Below are 17,748 nucleotides of genomic sequence, written 5' to 3'. Positions count from 1 at the left end.
ATCAATCAGGCCAATTGGCCATGGCAATGTTTGTATTTTTTACCGCTGCCGCAAGGGCAAGGCTCGTTGCGTCCAACCGCGGGTACCTGTGCCGCAAAGGTGAGCGGGTCTGGCGTGGTTTCCGCCTGACCAGATTCATTGGGCGCGGTATAGGTCACGTTATGCAAACTTTCTGCACGGTCTTCGAGGTCGCTGGCAGCTTGTTCGATTTGCTCGGTCGATTCGATCTTCACGGTCACGAGCACGCGGGTGACTTCGTTTTTGACGGCATCCAGCAACTGACCAAACAGCTCGAAAGCTTCTCGCTTGTACTCTTGCTTGGGCTGCTTTTGAGCATAGCCACGCAAATGAATGCCTTGTCGCAAATAGTCCAACGCCGCCAAATGTTCACGCCAATGGCTGTCAATGTTTTGCAGTAAGACCACGCGCATGAAAGACGTGAACTGCTCTATGCCCACGCGGTCCAATTTGGTTTGAAATGCAGCATGAGCAGCGGAGACCACCCGGGCCACGATGTCCTCATCGGTGATGGCTGTGGCTTGTTCAATGTCTTGCGCCAAAGACACATCCAGTTGCCACTCTTGCAACAAGGCGCGCTGCAAACCTGCGATGTCCCACTGCTCTTCGACCGATTCATGGGGCACAAATTGACGCACCACATCGACGAAACACCCCTCACGCAAACCTGCAATTTGAGCGGTCAAATCTTTGGCATCCAAAATGTCGTTGCGCTGCTGATAAATCACACGGCGTTGGTCGTTGGACACATCGTCGTACTCCAACAGCTGCTTGCGGATGTCAAAGTTGCGTGCTTCAACTTTGCGCTGCGCGCTCTCAATGCTTCGAGTCACAATGCCCGCCTCAATGGCTTCACCTTCAGGCATCTTCAAGCGGTCCATGATCGACTTGACACGTTCACCCGCAAAGATGCGCATCAAGGCGTCATCCAAACTCAGGTAAAAACGCGATGAGCCTGGGTCACCCTGTCGACCAGAACGGCCCCGCAGTTGGTTGTCAATGCGACGTGACTCATGGCGCTCCGTGGCAATGATGCGCAGGCCACCCAGCGACTTCACCTGCTCGTGGTCTTTGGTCCACTGCACGCGCAAAGCGTCAATTTTTTGTTGCTTGGCTGTGGCGTCCAGGCTGTCATCCGCCTCCACCTCGGCAATCAGTTTCTCCACGTTGCCGCCCAACACAATGTCGGTCCCGCGACCCGCCATGTTGGTTGCAATGGTGATCATCTTGGCGCGCCCAGCCTGAGCCACGATGTCCGCCTCGCGGGCATGCTGCTTGGCATTGAGCACTTGATGGGGCAGCTTGGCCTGCTCCAACATGTTGGCAATCAGCTCGGAGTTTTCGATCGATGTGGTCCCCACCAACACGGGCTGCCCACGCTCGTAGCAATCACGGATGTCGTCTATCGCAGCTTTGTATTTCTCGTCTGTGGTCTTGTAAACGCGGTCCAGCTGATCATCACGACGGCTGATGCGGTTAGGTGGCACCACCAAAGTTTCCAGTCCATAAATTTCTTGGAACTCATAGGCCTCGGTGTCGGCGGTACCGGTCATCCCACCCAACTTGTTGTAAAGGCGGAAATAGTTCTGGAAGGTGATGGATGCCAGCGTTTGGTTTTCCGCTTGAATCTGAACACCCTCTTTGGCCTCAACGGCTTGGTGCAAGCCTTCGCTCCAGCGACGTCCTGACATCAAACGTCCTGTGAATTCATCAACGATCACAATTTCGCCACCTTGGTTCACATAGTGCTGATCGCGGTGGTAAAGGTGGTTGGCACGCAAGGCCGCATACAAGTGGTGCATTAGGCTGATATTGGCAGGGTCATACAAAGACGCACCTTCAGGCAACAGCCCCCGGCTGGCCAAAATTCTCTCGGCATTTTCATGGCCCTGCTCGGTCATGAACACTTGATGCGATTTCTCATCGACGGTGAAGTCGCCTGGGGTGATGATGCCCTCACCGGTGCGCGGATCTTCTTCGCCAATTTGGCGCGTCAGCAGTGGCACCACTTGGTTGATCGCCACATACAGCTCGGTGTGGTCCTCCGCTTGCCCACTGATGATCAATGGCGTACGCGCTTCATCGATCAAGATCGAGTCCACCTCATCCACGATGGCGTAGTTCAAACCGCGCTGCACGCGATCGACTGGCTCGTACACCATGTTGTCGCGCAAATAGTCAAAGCCGTATTCGTTGTTGGTGCCGTAGGTGATGTCAGCGCGATAGGCCGCTTGCTTTTCCACCCGGGGCATTTGCGGTAAGTTGATGCCCACCGACAGGCCAAGGAAGTTGTACAAACGCGCCATCCATTGCGCATCACGGTTGGCCAAGTAATCGTTCACCGTCACCACATGCACGCCTTGCCCTGTCAAGGCATTGAGGTAGACCGGCAACGTGGCGGTCAGTGTCTTGCCTTCACCCGTGCGCATCTCTGCAATCTTGCCTTGGTGCAAGGCAATGCCCCCGATCAGCTGCACATCAAAGTGGCGCATTTTCATCACACGTTTGGATGCTTCACGCACCACGGCATAGGCCTCGGGAAGCACCGCGTCCAGCGTTTCACCGGCCAAAACACGTTGTTTGAATTCGTCCGTCTTGGCTTGCAATGCCACATCGCTGAGTTGCTCTAAGCCGGACTCTAAGGCGTTGATTTGTGCGACTGTTTTACGGTACTGCTTGAGTAAGCGCTCATTGCGACTACCGAAAATTTGGGTAAGAAAATTGAAAGCCATGTGAGCGCTGCAGTGACCTCTGTTTCTTGCAAATCAGAGCGCCACTTGTTCCTTTGTGAAAGGCTGGATAGAAGCGGCGGATTTTAACCGTGCACAGCCGCATAATTCAGCCATGGCCACCCGTGAACCCGCCCACCCTGACACCCTAGCGGCTTACCGTGCTCTGGGCTACAGCACACCCCCCAAGACTCGCACCATCTTGAGAGGTCGCGCTCAAACACTGGAGCAAGTTGTTGACACAGCACCTGGCTTAGCGCAACTCTCCGCCATCGCACGGGACAATCAAAACAGGTTGCGGGCCATTGCACCTCTGCTGCCAATGTCTTTGCGCACTTTGGTCCAATCTGGTTCGGTGGAAGGTGACACGTGGTGCTTGCTGGTCCCCAACAGCGCCGTCGCTGCCAAACTGCGTCAGACCTTGCCTGCGTTGTGTGCACACCTGCGCACCAAAGGTTGGAATGTGACGACGATTCGTGTGAAAGTAAAGTCACCCACCTGAACAGAAAAAGCCCGCTGGGCTTGTGCGCAGCGGGCTTTCAAATGGTGCCGATTGTCGGATTCGAACTGACGACCTACCGCTTACAAGGCGGGTGCTCTACCAACTGAGCTAAATCGGCGTGGGTGTTATTTTAGCCTTGAAGAAGCTCGTTTTTTTATTTCACGCGTGTGAGTGTGGGGCGTCCTGCTGGCGACGTTGGGGGTGGGGGCGCGTCACTGCTGTCTGAGGACAGCTCGACATGCGCTGTGTCGACCGCCGACAAGCCAGGGCGAGCACGCGATGCAGCGGTTTGAGTGCTTACGCCGGGCGAGTTGGGCACAGGCATTGGAAACGCCATGCCCTGCCCGTTTTCACGCGCGTAAATCGCCAACACACGACTGACTGGGACCACAATTTCACGGGCAATGCCTGCAAAGCGGGCTTTGAACTCAATGAACTCATTGCCCAAGCTCAGGCTGCTGGTGGCGTCAAAACTGACATTCAACACCACCTCACCGTTTTTGACGTACTCCATCGGAACTTGCACCGTTTCGTCCACCAACACAGCCACATAAGGCGTGTACCCGTTGTCCGTGCACCACTCGTGCAAGGCACGCAGCAGGTAAGGTCGGGTAGATGAGGCGTCAGGTGTGTTCAACATGGCAATTACTTGCGCATCACTTTTTCAGACGGTGTCAGCGCCTCAATGTAGGCAGGGCGAGAAAAAATACGCTCGGCATATTTCAACAATGGCGCCGCATTCTTCGACAACTCAATCCCATAGTGGTCCAAGCGCCACAACAAAGGCGCAATGGCCACGTCGAGCATCGAGAAGTTGTCACCCAACATGAACTTGTTTTTCAAGAACACGGGAGCCAATTGGGTCAGGCGGTCACGGATGTGGGCGCGCGCTTTTTCCAAGGCTTTGTCATTCGCTTTGGCCACGCGTGACTCCAGGGTCAAGACATTGGCAAACAGTTCTTTTTCGAAGTTCAACAAGAACAAACGAACACGCGCGCGATCCACAGGGTCACCGGGCATCAATTGGGGATGAGGGAAACGCTCATCGATGTATTCGTTGATGATGTTCGATTCGTACAAGATCAAATCACGCTCCACCAAAATGGGAACTTGCCCATAGGGGTTCATCACGTTGATGTCTTCGGGCTTGTTGTAGAGATCCACATCACGAATCTCAAAGTCCATGCCTTTTTCAAACAGGACAAAACGGCAGCGGTGGGAAAAGGGACACGTGGTTCCCGAGTAAAGCACCATCATGATGGGCGGCTCCTAAAAATCAAAAAGAGTGACAGGCCGGCCTGTCACTCCGTGAGGTGATGACAGGCGTCAACCCATCACCGAGGTATTGTGCTTACTTGATGTCTTTCCAGAACGAAGCATTCAGTCGCCAAGCGATGACCATGAATCCGAGCAAGAACAACAAGACCCAAACACCCACGCGAACGCGTGTGTTTTGAGCAGGCTCCCCCATCCATTGCAAGTAGCCCACCAAGTCACCCATGGCTTCGTCATATTGCAATGGCGTCATGGTGCCGGGTGCGACTTGCTCCCAACCTTTGAAGGCATGAACTGTATGTCCGTGTTCTTCGTGCTCTTCGTAGATGGGGCGACGCACCCCTTGCATTTCCCACAACACATGGGGCATGCCCACATTGGGGAACACCAGGTTGTTCCAACCGGTGGCTTTGGTTTCGTCGCGGTAGAACGTGCGCATGTAGGTGTAGAGGTAATCGGCACCCGTGCCACCATGGCCTGCGCGCGAACGCGCAATCACAGTCAGGTCGGGCGGGTTACCACCGAACCACTCTTTGGCTTGCTTAGGATCAATGTTGGCCTTCATGGTCTCGCCCACTTTTTCAGTGGTGAACAAGAAGTTGTCTTTGATCTGTTGCTCTGTCAAACCAATGTCAGTCAAGCGGTTGTAGCGCATGAAGGCTGCCGAGTGACAGTTGAGGCAATGGTTCACAAACAGTTTGGCACCGTGTTGCAAAGCCGCCAAATCATTGGTTTTGTTGGGTGCTTTATCCCAAGCAATGGTGTCGCCACCCGACGCCTGAGCACCAGTAACCGCACCGAGAATCAGAGCCAAGCTGAGAATAAATTTTTTCATGGTGAATAGCTCCGTGAATCTCAGTGAGGGGCAAACGTCACACGGTCAGGAACCGGCTTGGTCTGGCCGAGGCGACTCCACCAAGGCATCAAGAAGAAGAAACCGAAGTAGAACAGAGTGCCCACTTGGGACACGCGTTCGCCAATCGCGGAAGGAGGTTGGACGCCCAAGTAAGCCAGCACCACAAAGTTGATGACGAAGATACCGTAGAGGTACTTGTGCCAATCGGGGCGGTAACGGATGGACTTGACAGCGCAGTTGTCCAACCAAGGCAAGAAGAACAGGATGACCACAGCGCCACCCATCACCACCACGCCCCAGAACTTGGCATCAATCGACAGCATCATCAACACCAATGCCACTGCACCACCGATCACCACGCCTTTGAACAAGCCTGACAGCTTGGTACGGGTCACACCCAAAATGGCGCCCGCCAAGACACAAGCGATCAAGGCATACATCATCTCGCTCGTGATGGCACGCAGCATCGAGTAGAAAGGCGTGAAATACCAAACCGGTGCAATGTGCAGGGGCGTCTTGAGCGGGTCGGCTGGAATGAAGTTGTTGTATTCGAGGAAGTAGCCACCGAATTCAGGCGCAAAGAAGATGATCGCCGTGAACACCAACAAGAAACCGCTGACACCCAAGATGTCGTGCACGGTGTAGTAAGGGTGGAATGGAATACCGTCCAAAGGATGACCTTGTGCATCTTTCGGTGCATTCGGGCCCTTGATTTCAACGCCATCAGGGTTGTTTGAACCCACCTCGTGCAAGGCGATGATGTGCGCCACCACCAAACCCAACAGAACCAAAGGCACAGCAATCACGTGGAAGCTGAAGAAACGGTTCAAGGTCGCATCACTGACGACATAGTCGCCGCGAATCAACAAGGCCAGGTCGGGACCCACAAAAGGAACAGCGGCAAACAAGTTCACGATCACTTGCGCGCCCCAGTAGGACATTTGGCCCCACGGCAACAAGTAACCCATGAAAGCTTCTGCCATCAAGCACAAGAAGATAGCACAACCAAACACCCACACCAGCTCGCGTGGCTTGCGGTATGAACCGTAAATCAGGCCGCGGTACATGTGCATGTAGACCACGATGAAGAACGCCGAAGCGCCGGTGGAGTGCATGTAGCGAATCAACCAACCCCAGGGCACATCACGCATGATGTACTCGACCGAACCAAAAGCCAAAGCGGCATCGGGCTTGTAGTGCATGACCAAGAAAATACCGGTCACGATTTGGATCACCAGCACCAAGAGGGCGAGCGAGCCGAAGAAATAAAAGAAGTTGAAGTTCTTGGGGGCGTAGTACTCAGACAAGTGCTCTTTGTACATCTTGGACGCCGGGAAACGGTTGTCCACCCAGTTGAGCAGTTTTTCGCCAGCACTGGCGTTGGGAGAGATTTCTTTGAATTCAGCCATGGTGTGTCCTATCAGGCTTTCTTGTCTTCACCGATCAACAACTTTGTGTCGGAGAGGTACATATGAGGCGGGACTTCGAGATTGTCTGGCGCAGGTTTGTTCTTGAACACACGACCAGCCATGTCAAAGGTAGATCCATGGCAAGGGCACAGAAAGCCGCCTTGCCAATCGTCTGGCAGAGAAGGCTGAGCACCCAAGGTGAATTTATCGGAGGGCGAGCAACCCAAGTGCGTGCAAATGCCGACACCCACGAAGATTTCAGGCTTGATGGAACGCGCTTGGTTACGCGCATACACAGGCGTGAACTCGGCAGGCTTGCGCTCTGACTTGGGATCAGCCAACTGCGACTCGGTTTTGTTGAGCGTCTCCAATTGCTCAGGCGTGCGCTTGACAATCCAAACGGGCTTGCCGCGCCATTCGACGGTCATTTTTTCACCGGGTTTGAGGGCTGAAATATCAACTTCCACTGCCGCTCCGGCGGCTTTGGCCTTTTCAGAAGGCTGGAAAGTACTCACAAAGGGGACAGCAACTGCCGCGCCGCCAACTGCACCGGCGCAGGTGGATGCAATCAGCCACGTGCGTTTGCTGGTGTCTACTGGGGTGTCACTCATGGAATTCCTCAAACAATTGTCACTGGTTGGGTTAACCCCATATTGTAGCTGACAGCTATGCGGCCTTCGAGTGCACCGCAGGCAAAAGGTCACCCGCCAGACAAGCGTCGGGCCATGGCCAGCGCTTCCAGCAAGCTGGATGGATCGGCCCGGCCCGTGCCCGCCAAATCAAAGGCCGTTCCATGGTCTGGACTGGTTCGAACCAAGGGCAGACCCAAGGTCACATTGACCCCTTGCTCCACGCCAAGATACTTGACGGGGATCAGTCCTTGGTCGTGGTACATCGCGATCACCACATCGAACTCACCCGGGCTGCCGTCTTTGGCACGTGCCCGCATGAACACGGTGTCAGGCGCAAACGGTCCGCTCACCTGCAGCCCCTCTGCACGCGCTTGCTGCAACGCAGGCACGATGATGTCAAGCTCCTCGCGGCCTAACAGCCCGCCCTCGCCCGCATGCGGATTCAAACCCGCCACGCCCATATGCGGCGCACGCCCCGTGGCCGCCAATTCGGCAGCATGCGTGATGCGCAAGGTTTGCAAAATATTCTCAACCGTCACCGCCTCTATGGCTTGGCGCAAGGGCACGTGAATGCTCACCAGCACCGTGCGCAGCTCACGGTTGGCCAGCATCATGCGCACGGGCATCTGTGCAACTGGCACCCCAACGTGGGCTGCTGCACAGGCTTGCAGCATCTCGGTGTGCCCTGGAAACGGCACCCCGGCGGCAGACAAGGCCTCTTTGTGCAAAGGCGCCGTCACCAACGATGACAACTCACCTCGCAGGGCGGCTTGTGCCGCCCACAACACCGCATCAGCCGCCAATGCGCCGGCGGCTGCACTGATTTGGCCCCACACGGGCAATTGCGCACGGGTCATAGGCTTGCCCACTTGCAAAACGGGTAAGGCCATACGGGGCAAATCACGAGGAAGCTCAGACAGCTGGGACAGCGGCAACAGCGTCAGCCGTGCAGCACTTGGATGGGCTGCGGCCAACACATCTGCGGCACGTTGCATCACAGCCAGATCCCCCACCACCACGCAACCCTGCACACATTCAGGAGAGTCGCGAAAAGCCATTGCCACTATTTCAGGGCCAATGCCCGCGGCATCTCCCAAAGTCAGGGCAATGGGCTTGAAGTCGGCCACCATCGTCAAGCCGGGTTGTCGATGTCGATGAACTGGTGCGTCAACCCCAGTTGAGTAGCGACATGCGCCGCCACCGCAGGCGCCCCATAACGTTCAGTGGCGTGGTGCCCACAGGCTAAAAATGCCACGCCGGTCTCGCGCGCCAAATGCGCCTGAGGTTCAGAAATTTCACCGGTAATGAAAGCATCCGCCCCCGCCGCAATGGCCGCTTCAAAAAAACCTTGCGCTCCGCCCGTGCACCAAGCGATGCGCCGAATGGGCCGACCTGCCCCTGGCACGACCACGGGAGAGCGCTGCAACACCTGGGACAAGGTGTGCGCCAACATGTCAACGGTTGGAAAGGCTTGGCCTTCGGATTGCTCTCCCCACAAACCCAAGTTTTGATCGCCAAACGTGCCTTGCACCGTCAAACCCAAACGCAGCCCAAGCTGCGCGTTGTTACCCAACTCTGGGTGTGCGTCCAATGGCAAGTGATACGCCAGCAAGTTGATGTCATGCGCCAACAACAAAGCCAGTCGTTGCTTCATCCAACCCGTCACGGCGCCATCTTGCCCGCGCCAAAACAGACCGTGGTGCACGAAGATCGCGTCGGCTTTGGCTTCAATCGCGGCCTCAATCAGCGCCCGACTGGCGGTCACACCCGACACCATGTGATGGACATGCGCTTTGCCCTCCACCTGCAAGCCATTGGGCCCATAGTCTTTGAATCGCGCGGGCTGCAACAAGGCGTTGCAGGTGTCGACCAGAACATGGCGCGACACGCCCAGTGGCTCAGTCATCGCTGGGCCGCCTTGTGTTTGGCACGCTGCGAAGGCGTCACCTCCAAGCTCAAGGCTTGGTTGCGGCGCACCACATCCAACTTGACCGGCACCCCTGGCGGCAGGGCCGCAATGCGCGTCAGCAACTCACCCACATGGCGCACTGGCTCACCAGCCACCCGCACCAACACATCGCCAGGGCGCACACCGGCTTTGGCAGCAGGTGCGTTTTGCAACACACCGGTGATGAGCACGCCCTCGACATCCTTCAAGCCAAAAGTTTCCGCCAATTCAGGGGTGAGTTCATCGGGCTCAATGCCCACCCAACCCCGGGTGACTTGGCCATCCCGCACGATGCCTTCCAGCACTTGACGCGCGGTAGAGACGGGAATGGCAAAGCCAATGCCCATGTTGCCGCCTGAGCGGGAATAAATCGCCGTGTTGATGCCCAACAAACTGCCATTCACATCCACCAAGGCGCCGCCTGAATTGCCGGGGTTGATGGCGGCATCGGTTTGAATGAAATTCTCAAATGTGTTGATGCCCAATTGATTGCGCCCCAAGGCCGACACAATGCCACTGGTCACGGTTTGGCCCACGCCAAACGGGTTACCAATGGCCAGCACTTTGTCCCCCACTTGCGCCGTGTCGGAATTTCCCAGCGTGATCACGGGCAAACGATCCAGCTGAATGCGCAAAATGGCCAAGTCTGTCTCAGGGTCGGTACCGACCACGGTGGCACGCGCCCTTCGGCTGTCGCTCAAGGTGACCTCAATCTCGTCGGCCCCCTCGATCACGTGGTTGTTGGTCAGGATGTAGCCCTCAGCGCTGACGATCACGCCACTGCCCAACCCCGCTTGAGGCGCATCGCTGTCACGCTCGCCGTAAAAGAACTGGAACCAAGGATCGTTCGACTGAGGCGTTTTCTTGGCCGCTTGCGTGGTGGCAATACTGACCACTGCGGGAGCAGCCCGCTTGGCCGCCTGGCTCAAACTGCCGGGCATCACCGCCCCGGGGGCCATAGGCGGCGCCTCTTGCAAGCTCAGGCCAGACATGCGGGGCGCCAGGTTCAACCACTGCGGCTTGAGCGTGGCCACCACAAACCACAGGGCCACCGCCACGGTGACCAGTTGGGAAAAAAGCAACCAATGACGTTTCATGGGGCTTTCAACCGTTTCACTCAGCGTCTGGCGCTTGGGTATGTTTGATGAACAGCTGGGCAGCCCAAATGCCGATTTCGTACAACACGCACATGGGAATGGCCAAAGCCAGTTGCGACACCACATCAGGCGGGGTCACGATGGCGGCCACGATGAAGGCCAACACCACAAAGTACGAGCGAAAAGCTTTGAGTTTTTCAATGCTCACCACATTCATGCGGGCCAATACGATCACCACAATGGGCACCTCAAACGCCAAGCCAAATGCAATGAACATCGTCATCACAAAGCTCAAATAGGCCTCAATGTCAGGTGCGGCCGTGATGCTTTTGGGCGCAAAGCTCTGGATGAACTTGAACACCTGGCCAAACACAAAGAAGTAGCAAAAAGCCACCCCAATCATGAACAGCAAAGTGCTCGACACCACCAGGGGCAACACCAGCTTTTTCTCATGCGAATACAAGCCTGGCGCCACAAACGCCCACACCTGATAAAGCACCACCGGCAAGGCCAACAAAAATGCGGCCATCAGCAAAATTTTGAGTGGCACCAAAAACGGTGAAATCACCGACGTTGCAATCAACGTCGCACCTGCGGGCAACTGCGCCACCAAGGGCGCGGCCAACAAGTCATACAACTCAGCAGGACCGGGGAAGATCGCCAACACAGCGCCCGCCACAGCCACAGCAATGGTGGCCTTGACCAAACGGTCACGCAACTCAATCAGGTGCTGAACAAACGGCTGCTCAGTGCCAGAGAGTTCGTCATGGGATGGGGTATCAGACATCAGGCCTCACAGCGGGACGAAAACGCGCCACACGGGCTGCGCTGGACAAGGCCTTGGTGCGCACACCTTGGCGGGCTTTGTACCACTGGGGCACGCTGCCGCGCTTGAGGCGCCACTTCTTGCCGGGGTGCTGGTAGCTCAGGGGTGGGGTTTCGAGTGGGGTGTACTCGTGACCGGTCAAGCCTGCGGTGGTCTCGGCCCAGTCTTTTTCAAAATCACTGCTGGCGGTTTGCACCGAATGCTCCACATCGCGAGCCGCGCTTTCCACCGTGTCTTTCATCTTTTTGAGCTCATCGAGCTCCATCGACCGGTTGACCTCGGCTTTGACGTCAGACACATAGCGTTGCGCCTTGCCAATCAATGCGCCCACCGTTCTGGCCACACGTGGCAGCTTCTCGGGGCCAATGACGATCAACGCCACGGCGCCAATCAGCGCAATTTTGGAAATACCCAGATCAATCACAGCAAACGATCAATGTGCATCAAGACTTGTGCTTGGCTTCAACGTCGATGGTGGTCTTGGCAGCTTCGGTGGCCGCATTGACTTGCGCAGCAGGCTTGTCTTCAGGCGTCGAACCTTCTTTCATGCCATCTTTGAAGCCTTTCACAGCCCCGCCCAAATCACCGCCTAAGTTTTTCAGCTTCTTGGTGCCAAACACCATGATGACGATCAACAAAACGATCAGCCAATGCCAAATTGAAAACGAACCCATGTGTTTCTCCTTGAATACGGGGAATTCTAATCAGCCACGCAACCATGGGCGCGGTCCACCCATGACATGCCAGTGCAAATGGTGGACTTCTTGTCCACCCTCGGCACCCGTGTTGGTCACAATGCGAAAGCCGCCCTCTGGGTAAGGTCGTGCGCCTTCTTGCAAAGCCAACTTAGGGGCGAGCAACATCATGCGCCCCAATAAGCCTTCATGCTCAGGGCCGACGTGCGCCATCGAGGGAATATGCAACTTGGGGATCATCAGAAAATGGATGGGTGCCCAAGGGTTGATGTCATGAAAAGCAAACACCTCGTCGTCTTCGTAGACTTTGCGCGAAGGAATTTGCCCGGCAATGATTTTGCAAAAAATACAGTTGTCACTCGTCATACTGATCACTTTGAAGAACGAAGTCGTCCATGGGTTGCTGCTTGTTCATGCGAACCAAGCCCAACACGATACGGTACAGAAACCAAATCGAAATCAAAATCCAGGCAATCCAGCCTGGAATCAGAAACAAAAACCACAAAGGCGCAGTCACCACATACAAGACGGCTGCCAACAACACGGTGCGGATGCGGTAGCGAAAGTGCGAAGCCTGCCAGGTGCCACGGGCTTCTTCTCGTTTCACCAAATCCAAAATCAGCGCCACCACCAACAGAACCGGGCCCACTTGTGCCCCCGGAATCACGGCGCTCACCGCCACGATCAGGTGCAGCACATAGCTGACCCAACTGACGGCTTGCAAGGCATCATGTTGTCCAGTCGAAGGAGATGGCAGCGCCATAGGATGCGTCATTCGCCCGTCTGTTCGCGGGCCTGTGACTTGCGCAGGGCTTTTTCTTCCAAACCGCTCAGCCCTTCACGGCGCGCCAACTCACTCACCACATCGGCAGGCGTCAGGCCATAGTGGGCCAGCGCAATCATGCTGTGAAACCACAAATCAGCTACTTCGTACACCAGTTTGGCGGGGTCTCCGCCATGGTCCACATCTTTGGCGGCCATCACGGTTTCGGTGGCTTCTTCGCCAATCTTTTTCAAAAAAGCATCTGGCCCTTTGTGCAGCAAACGCGAGACGTAGCTCTTCTCCGGGTCACCGCCGTTCGCGGGCTTGCGGCTTTCAATCACCGCCGCGAGGCGCTGCAAAGTGTCTAAATTGTTGACGTCGGTCGAACTCATGGCGGTCATTTGTAAATCGATTCGGGGTCTTTGAGCACAGGCTCACAGGCTTGCCAGTCGTCGCCTTCCAAGCGTTGGAAAAAGCAACTGTGTCGCCCAGTATGGCAGGCTATGCCAGGTGTGTGACCCAGCTGTGTCACACGCAGCAACACCACGTCGTTGTCGCAGTCCAGGCGAATGTCGTGCACGGTTTGCACATGACCCGACTCTTCACCTTTGAACCACAACTTGTTGCGCGAACGGCTGAAGTACACCGCACGCTTGAGCTCTGCTGTTTTTTGCAGGGCCTCGCGGTTCATCCAGGCAAACATCAGCACATCGCCGCTGTCTTTTTCTTGGGCGATGACGGGCACCAAGCCCTTGTCGTCCCATTTGATTTTTTCTAGCCAATTCATAAGGTGTGATCTTAGGACATTGGCCGCGATGGCCTTTGCGATGGCGGATGTACTGACGCCATGCGCAGCACAAAAAAATCACTGCATGGAGTGAAGTCCCAGCATGTTGCCCTCGGTATCCATGACCAGCGCGATATGCCCGTAAGGCCCAATGGACATCTTGGGCTTTTGGACTGTGCCGCCCGCTTTGATGGCTTTGTCTGCCTCTATGGCGCAATCTGCACACTTGAAATACACCAGCACACTGTTGGCCCCCGATGGAAAACCGGGCATGCACACCAGCGCGCCAGAGGCACCGAAGGTAGACGTGTCCATGGGGAAAGCCCACATCTCAAGACCTGGGTTGTCGAGCTGAGACAGCGTGGTGTCAAACACCGCCTCGTAAAACGCTTTGGCGCGTGACATGTCTTGCACATAAATTTCAAACCAGCCGACGGGGTTGTTCATACGTTTTCCTTTCGAGGTTGAGGTTGACTTAACGTGACGCTGTTGAGTGGCAACAACAATGATTCTCTATTTTCAAGGTCACGGGTGAGGTGAGTTCAACGTTCAGAAAACGCCAGTTGCTTGCCAAGACCGGCAAATGTCGCCGCAAAACTGCGGCGTAAACAAGCTTGGACGCGCGGAGACTCAATGACCGACTTGCGAAACGCATGCGCTAACGTTCAAGCTAAGACGTCCGCGGAGGCAGGTGCTGTAGCGGGTCGGTTTGAGCGAGGGGTTAGGCGTCGCCGGTGCCAGACTTGAGCTTGGCGCGAATTTCATCGTGCTTTTTGGCGAGGTGCTCGTAGAAAGGCTTGAGATTCTCTTCCGTGTGTTCGAGTCTCTTGAGTACTTCCGCAGGCAAGGCCTTGTCTATCCATCGTTCCCAGAGATCGACGAACTCCAGCATGTCAGCGTAGTAATCGCGGGTCGCAGGTTCGGAAAGCCAATAGTTCTCACGAAAGAGCGCGACCATCTTCCGGTACACGGGGAGGAGTTCCTTGTGAAGGCGCTCGTTGTCGAATTCAATGAGACGCTTGAACTCAGGCCATCTCTCCGTTGTGATCCTGCGACGCTCATGAACGGGAAGATCATCGGTATCAGCGCACAATTGGGTCCACGCCGCTTGTGCCTCGTTCTGCACTCGTACGCGTAACTGTCCGTACGTCTGAATTTCGTTGCGCACGCCAAGCATGGGTGAGTAGAAGAGCGAAAGTTGCTTCTCAAGGAACGCGAGTTGGCGTTGCCGTTCTTCACGCCGCGAGGTGAGCCAAGCGCCAATCATGACACCAACGAGGCCTGCAAGCGCCTGTACCGCCAAGGTTGAGCCCCAGCGGACTAGCTCAACGACGGATTGATCAGTGGGAAGTGCGCACATAGGGTGTTTGCGACGACTAACTTTGAAGTAGAAGACAAATCAGCCAACATGGCTAGAGTTTGTCGGACAACAACGCCGGACTGTTTGCAAAAAAACGTTTGACATCATTGGCTTACCCTTTGGTGGTGTTTAAGTAAAGACATAACAAATCTGAGAAAGTCGCCGCGCCCCCTTTGGCATCCCAGCGCTTGCTAGATCAGGTGCGCGAACGCATCCATTACAATCACTATAGCCTCAGAAAACAAATTAATTAACTATATAGGGTACGTTTTTTTGCACGTTGGAATTCAAAAAAACCAGCATGCGGCCGCCCAAGGAAATGGGGTCGGCAAGCGACACGGCCAGCCCTTTGAATGCCTTGCTCAGCGTTTGAGCAAGTGGTCAACGCTTCACAAGCGCACAGGTACGCCGCGCTCACGCATGCGTTGCTTGGCTTGCTGCACGGTGTATTCGCCGTAGTGAAAAATGCTGGCCGCCAGCACCGCATCGGCGCCGCCTTGCTGCACGCCGTCGGCCAGGTGGTCCAGGTTGCCCACGCCCCCCGAGGCGATGACAGGCACCGACACAGCATCGGCCACGGCACGGGTCAAAGCCAAGTCAAAGCCTGACTTGGTGCCGTCACGGTCCATGCTGGTGAGCAAAATTTCGCCAGCCCCGTGCTCGGCCATTTGGGTGGCCCAAGCCACCGCATCCAGGCCCACGTTTTTGCGCCCGCCATGGCTGAACACGTCCCAACCGGGGCCCGTTGGCAGACCGTTGGCGCCCATGCGTTGTTCCTCTTCAGGGGTACGACGTTTGGCATCAATGGCCACCACGATGCACTGGGCACCGTATTTGGCCGAGGCATCACGAATCACTTGGGGGTTGGCAATGGCGGCCGAGTTGAAGCTCACTTTGTCGGCACCGGCGTTGAGCAATCGGCGCACATCGTCCACCGTGCGCACACCCCCACCCACGGTGAGCGGAATGAACACTTGGCTGGCCACGGCTTCGATGATGTGCAAGATCACATCACGCGCGTCGCTGGTGGCGGTGATGTCCAAAAACGTCAGCTCATCGGCGCCTTGCTCGTTGTAGCGAGCGGCAATTTCCACCGGGTCTCCCGCATCCCGCAGTTCCACAAAGTTGACGCCTTTGACCACGCGACCACCGGTCACGTCAAGGCAAGGAATGATGCGTTTAGCGAGCATAGAGTTCCAGCAAATAAATTCTCACGAGACAGTCAAACGTTGCCAGCCCAGCCATTGCTGACCTGCTGGCACATGGATCGGCTCGTACACCTGAGCGGCCTCCACGCACAACATGCGCGCAAAGCCATCGGTGGGCATGTCTTTCAAGGAGGCGCATTTCTCGGGGCCGGGGTTCCAAACCACCGATTGGCCCCAAGAAGGGCTTTGCTCAACACACACCACGCCGCTGCCATCTTGTACGCGCAGCGCACCAGGCGCGGCAGCGTACACACGGTCAAACTCGCCATCAAAGTACAAGGTGTCGTCGGCCACACCATGCACATCGGCCACGGCGTCCCATTCGGCTTGCCCCTGCAAACCGGTCACGTCGGTCAAATCAATGTCATCCACGGCCAGGTAGGTGTGCAAGGCACCGGTGAAGCTCAAGGGCAGCGTGTCGGTGTTGTGCACAGACAAGCTCAGTGTCAATTGGCCGGGTTGCAACTGCACGCGCAGTTGCGCCACAAATTGCTGCGGCCAAATGGCTTGCGTGTGCGCATTCGACGCCAGTGTGAAGTCAAAGTGGGCCTGCGCGTCATCTGCTGACGAATCAGCCAAAGACCACATCACGTTGCGGGCAAAGCCATGCTTGGGCAAGGTGCCGCGTTGGTTGAATTGCGGAAAGCACACCGGCACGCCGCCACGGATGGCCGCCTGGCCATCCCACACATTGGCAGGGCTCAAAAACAAACGTTCTCTGCCCTGGCTCGCCCATGACAACACATGGGCACCTTGCAGGGCCACCAACACGGTGTCGCCGCACGGCAAGCTCAGGCGATGGCAGGCCAGACCTTGAAAAACGTCCGTGGTGAACATGGGCATGGCTCCAACCCTCAGTCGCGGGCCGACTGATCGGCGGGTGAAGAATTAACCATTGAGCTCATCGGCGCGGGCTTGGGCTTGTTCAAAATCCAGATCGCCGCTGTAAATGGCGCGGCCACAAATCACGCCTTCCACGCCTTCGTCTTCCACGGCGCACAACTGGTCGATGTCGGCCATGTTGGACAAACCGCCTGAGGCGATGACCGGAATGGTCAGGGCCTGTGCCAGTTTGACGGTGGCGTCGATGTTGATGCCGCTGAGCATGCCGTCACGCCCAATGTCGGTGTAGATGATGGACTCCACACCGTAGTCTTCAAACTTCTTGCCCAGATCTGCCACTTCGTGGCCAGTCAGTTTGCTCCAGCCATCGGTGGCCACTTTGCCGTCTTTGGCATCCAGCCCCACGATGATGTGGCCGCCAAACGCACTGCAGGCATCGCGCAAGAAGCCCGGGTTTTTCACCGCAGCCGTGCCGATGATGACGTAGCGCAAACCCGCGTCGATGTATTTCTCAATCGTGTCCAAGTCACGGATGCCACCGCCGAGCTGCACCGGAATGTCCTGGCCCACGGCTTTCAAAATGGCTTTGATGGCCAGGTTGTTTTGCGGTTTGCCCGCGAAAGCGCCGTTCAAGTCCACCAGGTGCAAACGTCGCGCGCCTTTGGCGACCCAGTTCAACGCCATTTGCGCGGGGTCTTCGCCAAACGTGGTGGCCTGGTCCATGTCGCCTTGTTTGAGGCGCACGCAATGTCCGTCTTTGAGGTCAATCGCAGGAATAAGTAGCATGGTGGCAAAGGGCT

The 17,748-nt window shown here is 56.2% G+C and carries 22 protein-coding genes and 1 tRNA gene; 1 reads left to right on the top strand and 22 read right to left on the bottom strand.

Translation table 11 applies throughout. The features are described from left to right. Positions 1–5 precede the first annotated feature (5 nt). The gene (secA, locus tag ACKWJN_RS08005) at positions 6–2,750 is read right to left on the bottom strand and encodes a preprotein translocase subunit SecA (protein WP_408595810.1); all 2,745 of its coding nucleotides are present in this window, start codon (positions 2,748–2,750) and stop codon (positions 6–8) included. A 112-nt stretch (positions 2,751–2,862) separates the two neighbouring features. On the opposite strand from secA, the gene ACKWJN_RS08000 reads away from it, so the two are divergent. Next, complete coding sequence (locus ACKWJN_RS08000) at positions 2,863–3,249, top strand: hypothetical protein (RefSeq protein ID WP_408595809.1); 387 nt, start codon at positions 2,863–2,865, stop codon at positions 3,247–3,249. 42 nt (positions 3,250–3,291) lie between these two features. On the opposite strand, the gene ACKWJN_RS07995 is transcribed toward ACKWJN_RS08000, so the two are convergent. The 21 genes from ACKWJN_RS07995 to hisA form a co-directional block, all read right to left on the bottom strand. Continuing rightward, a tRNA-Thr gene (locus ACKWJN_RS07995) sits at positions 3,292–3,367 on the bottom strand. Positions 3,368–3,403: 36 nt separating this feature from the next. Then, on the bottom strand, positions 3,404–3,889 hold the full coding sequence (locus ACKWJN_RS07990; RefSeq protein ID WP_408595808.1) for a ClpXP protease specificity-enhancing factor: 486 nt from the start codon (positions 3,887–3,889) through the stop codon (positions 3,404–3,406). Between the two features lie 5 nt (positions 3,890–3,894). Beyond that, positions 3,895–4,506: a glutathione S-transferase N-terminal domain-containing protein gene (locus ACKWJN_RS07985; RefSeq protein WP_408595807.1), complete on the bottom strand. Its 612-nt coding sequence runs from the start codon at positions 4,504–4,506 to the stop codon at positions 3,895–3,897. 94 nt (positions 4,507–4,600) lie between these two features. Further along, positions 4,601–5,359: a cytochrome c1 gene (locus ACKWJN_RS07980; RefSeq protein ID WP_408595806.1), complete on the bottom strand. Its 759-nt coding sequence runs from the start codon at positions 5,357–5,359 to the stop codon at positions 4,601–4,603. Positions 5,360–5,379: 20 nt separating this feature from the next. Next, complete coding sequence (locus ACKWJN_RS07975) at positions 5,380–6,789, bottom strand: cytochrome bc complex cytochrome b subunit (protein ID WP_408595805.1); 1,410 nt, start codon at positions 6,787–6,789, stop codon at positions 5,380–5,382. Positions 6,790–6,800: 11 nt separating this feature from the next. After that, a complete protein-coding gene (petA, locus tag ACKWJN_RS07970) occupies positions 6,801–7,400 on the bottom strand; it encodes a ubiquinol-cytochrome c reductase iron-sulfur subunit (RefSeq protein ID WP_408595804.1) in 600 nt (199 codons plus the stop codon). 89 nt (positions 7,401–7,489) lie between these two features. Next, on the bottom strand, positions 7,490–8,551 hold the full coding sequence (gene pdxA / locus ACKWJN_RS07965; RefSeq protein WP_408595918.1) for a 4-hydroxythreonine-4-phosphate dehydrogenase PdxA: 1,062 nt from the start codon (positions 8,549–8,551) through the stop codon (positions 7,490–7,492). 2 nt (positions 8,552–8,553) lie between these two features. Further along, positions 8,554–9,327: a Nif3-like dinuclear metal center hexameric protein gene (locus ACKWJN_RS07960; RefSeq protein WP_408595803.1), complete on the bottom strand. Its 774-nt coding sequence runs from the start codon at positions 9,325–9,327 to the stop codon at positions 8,554–8,556. Continuing rightward, positions 9,324–10,466 carry a trypsin-like peptidase domain-containing protein gene (locus tag ACKWJN_RS07955; protein ID WP_408595802.1) on the bottom strand — a complete coding sequence of 381 codons (1,143 nt, stop codon included), beginning with the start codon at positions 10,464–10,466 and terminating at the stop codon, positions 9,324–9,326. Before ACKWJN_RS07955 ends, ACKWJN_RS07960 begins: the two co-directional genes overlap by 4 nt. Before the next feature lie 16 nt (positions 10,467–10,482). Beyond that, a complete protein-coding gene (gene tatC / locus ACKWJN_RS07950) occupies positions 10,483–11,253 on the bottom strand; it encodes a twin-arginine translocase subunit TatC (protein WP_408595801.1) in 771 nt (256 codons plus the stop codon). Further along, entirely contained in the window at positions 11,246–11,716 is a 471-nt protein-coding gene (gene tatB, locus ACKWJN_RS07945) for a Sec-independent protein translocase protein TatB (protein WP_408595800.1), read from the bottom strand. The genes tatC and tatB overlap by 8 nt, the downstream gene beginning before the upstream one ends. Before the next feature lie 19 nt (positions 11,717–11,735). Continuing rightward, on the bottom strand, positions 11,736–11,966 hold the full coding sequence (gene tatA, locus ACKWJN_RS07940) for a Sec-independent protein translocase subunit TatA (protein WP_408595799.1): 231 nt from the start codon (positions 11,964–11,966) through the stop codon (positions 11,736–11,738). Between the two features lie 30 nt (positions 11,967–11,996). Further along, entirely contained in the window at positions 11,997–12,353 is a 357-nt protein-coding gene (locus ACKWJN_RS07935; RefSeq protein WP_100146481.1) for a histidine triad nucleotide-binding protein, read from the bottom strand. Further along, positions 12,343–12,762, bottom strand: coding sequence for a DUF4870 family protein (locus ACKWJN_RS07930; RefSeq protein WP_408595798.1), 420 nt, complete (start codon positions 12,760–12,762; stop codon positions 12,343–12,345). The genes ACKWJN_RS07935 and ACKWJN_RS07930 overlap by 11 nt, the downstream gene beginning before the upstream one ends. Then, positions 12,759–13,151: a phosphoribosyl-ATP diphosphatase gene (locus tag ACKWJN_RS07925; protein ID WP_408595797.1), complete on the bottom strand. Its 393-nt coding sequence runs from the start codon at positions 13,149–13,151 to the stop codon at positions 12,759–12,761. The genes ACKWJN_RS07930 and ACKWJN_RS07925 overlap by 4 nt, the downstream gene beginning before the upstream one ends. Further along, positions 13,148–13,537 (bottom strand): phosphoribosyl-AMP cyclohydrolase, encoded by a 390-nt coding sequence (hisI, locus tag ACKWJN_RS07920; protein WP_408595796.1) that lies wholly within the window; start codon positions 13,535–13,537, stop codon positions 13,148–13,150. Before hisI ends, ACKWJN_RS07925 begins: the two co-directional genes overlap by 4 nt. 78 nt (positions 13,538–13,615) lie before the next feature. Then, a complete protein-coding gene (locus ACKWJN_RS07915) occupies positions 13,616–13,984 on the bottom strand; it encodes a VOC family protein (RefSeq protein WP_408595795.1) in 369 nt (122 codons plus the stop codon). Positions 13,985–14,258: 274 nt separating this feature from the next. Beyond that, a complete protein-coding gene (locus ACKWJN_RS07910) occupies positions 14,259–14,897 on the bottom strand; it encodes a hypothetical protein (RefSeq protein ID WP_408595794.1) in 639 nt (212 codons plus the stop codon). A 389-nt stretch (positions 14,898–15,286) separates the two neighbouring features. Next, positions 15,287–16,087 (bottom strand): imidazole glycerol phosphate synthase subunit HisF, encoded by an 801-nt coding sequence (gene hisF, locus ACKWJN_RS07905; protein WP_408595793.1) that lies wholly within the window; start codon positions 16,085–16,087, stop codon positions 15,287–15,289. 21 nt (positions 16,088–16,108) lie between these two features. Further along, a complete protein-coding gene (locus tag ACKWJN_RS07900) occupies positions 16,109–16,942 on the bottom strand; it encodes a D-hexose-6-phosphate mutarotase (RefSeq protein ID WP_408595792.1) in 834 nt (277 codons plus the stop codon). A gap of 51 nt (positions 16,943–16,993) precedes the next feature. After that, positions 16,994–17,734, bottom strand: a complete 741-nt coding sequence (gene hisA / locus ACKWJN_RS07895) for a 1-(5-phosphoribosyl)-5-[(5-phosphoribosylamino)methylideneamino]imidazole-4-carboxamide isomerase (protein ID WP_408595791.1) — start codon at positions 17,732–17,734, stop codon at positions 16,994–16,996. Between the last annotated feature and the right edge of the window lie 14 nt (positions 17,735–17,748).

It is taken from the genome of Limnohabitans sp. (genome assembly GCF_046052825.1).
In the GTDB taxonomy this organism is placed as follows: Bacteria; Pseudomonadota; Gammaproteobacteria; order Burkholderiales; family Burkholderiaceae_C; genus Limnohabitans.
Note: the sequence above shows the minus strand (reverse complement) of the source record. Positions and strands in the feature narration are given on the sequence as shown.

Excerpts from the sequence above, each read along its gene's own strand:
- ACKWJN_RS07975 (WP_408595805.1), bottom strand. The coding sequence starts at position 6,789 with ATGGCTGAATTCAAAGAAATCTCTCCCAACGCCAGTGCTGGCGAAAAA.
- ACKWJN_RS08000 (WP_408595809.1), top strand. The coding sequence starts at position 2,863 with ATGGCCACCCGTGAACCCGCCCACCCTGACACCCTAGCGGCTTACCGT.
- ACKWJN_RS07985 (WP_408595807.1), bottom strand. The coding sequence starts at position 4,506 with ATGATGGTGCTTTACTCGGGAACCACGTGTCCCTTTTCCCACCGCTGC.
- tatC (WP_408595801.1), bottom strand. The coding sequence starts at position 11,253 with ATGTCTGATACCCCATCCCATGACGAACTCTCTGGCACTGAGCAGCCG.
- ACKWJN_RS07935 (WP_100146481.1), bottom strand. The coding sequence starts at position 12,353 with ATGACGAGTGACAACTGTATTTTTTGCAAAATCATTGCCGGGCAAATT.
- ACKWJN_RS07930 (WP_408595798.1), bottom strand. The coding sequence starts at position 12,762 with ATGACGCATCCTATGGCGCTGCCATCTCCTTCGACTGGACAACATGAT.
- ACKWJN_RS07900 (WP_408595792.1), bottom strand. The coding sequence starts at position 16,942 with ATGTTCACCACGGACGTTTTTCAAGGTCTGGCCTGCCATCGCCTGAGC.
- hisI (WP_408595796.1), bottom strand. The coding sequence starts at position 13,537 with ATGAATTGGCTAGAAAAAATCAAATGGGACGACAAGGGCTTGGTGCCC.
- ACKWJN_RS07960 (WP_408595803.1), bottom strand. The coding sequence starts at position 9,327 with ATGACTGAGCCACTGGGCGTGTCGCGCCATGTTCTGGTCGACACCTGC.
- secA (WP_408595810.1), bottom strand. The coding sequence starts at position 2,750 with ATGGCTTTCAATTTTCTTACCCAAATTTTCGGTAGTCGCAATGAGCGC.
- ACKWJN_RS07910 (WP_408595794.1), bottom strand. The coding sequence starts at position 14,897 with ATGTGCGCACTTCCCACTGATCAATCCGTCGTTGAGCTAGTCCGCTGG.
- ACKWJN_RS07955 (WP_408595802.1), bottom strand. The coding sequence starts at position 10,466 with ATGAAACGTCATTGGTTGCTTTTTTCCCAACTGGTCACCGTGGCGGTG.
- hisF (WP_408595793.1), bottom strand. The coding sequence starts at position 16,087 with ATGCTCGCTAAACGCATCATTCCTTGCCTTGACGTGACCGGTGGTCGC.
- petA (WP_408595804.1), bottom strand. The coding sequence starts at position 7,400 with ATGAGTGACACCCCAGTAGACACCAGCAAACGCACGTGGCTGATTGCA.
- ACKWJN_RS07915 (WP_408595795.1), bottom strand. The coding sequence starts at position 13,984 with ATGAACAACCCCGTCGGCTGGTTTGAAATTTATGTGCAAGACATGTCA.
- ACKWJN_RS07980 (WP_408595806.1), bottom strand. The coding sequence starts at position 5,359 with ATGAAAAAATTTATTCTCAGCTTGGCTCTGATTCTCGGTGCGGTTACT.
- tatA (WP_408595799.1), bottom strand. The coding sequence starts at position 11,966 with ATGGGTTCGTTTTCAATTTGGCATTGGCTGATCGTTTTGTTGATCGTC.
- pdxA (WP_408595918.1), bottom strand. The coding sequence starts at position 8,551 with ATGGTGGCCGACTTCAAGCCCATTGCCCTGACTTTGGGAGATGCCGCG.
- ACKWJN_RS07990 (WP_408595808.1), bottom strand. The coding sequence starts at position 3,889 with ATGTTGAACACACCTGACGCCTCATCTACCCGACCTTACCTGCTGCGT.
- hisA (WP_408595791.1), bottom strand. The coding sequence starts at position 17,734 with ATGCTACTTATTCCTGCGATTGACCTCAAAGACGGACATTGCGTGCGC.
- ACKWJN_RS07925 (WP_408595797.1), bottom strand. The coding sequence starts at position 13,151 with ATGACCGCCATGAGTTCGACCGACGTCAACAATTTAGACACTTTGCAG.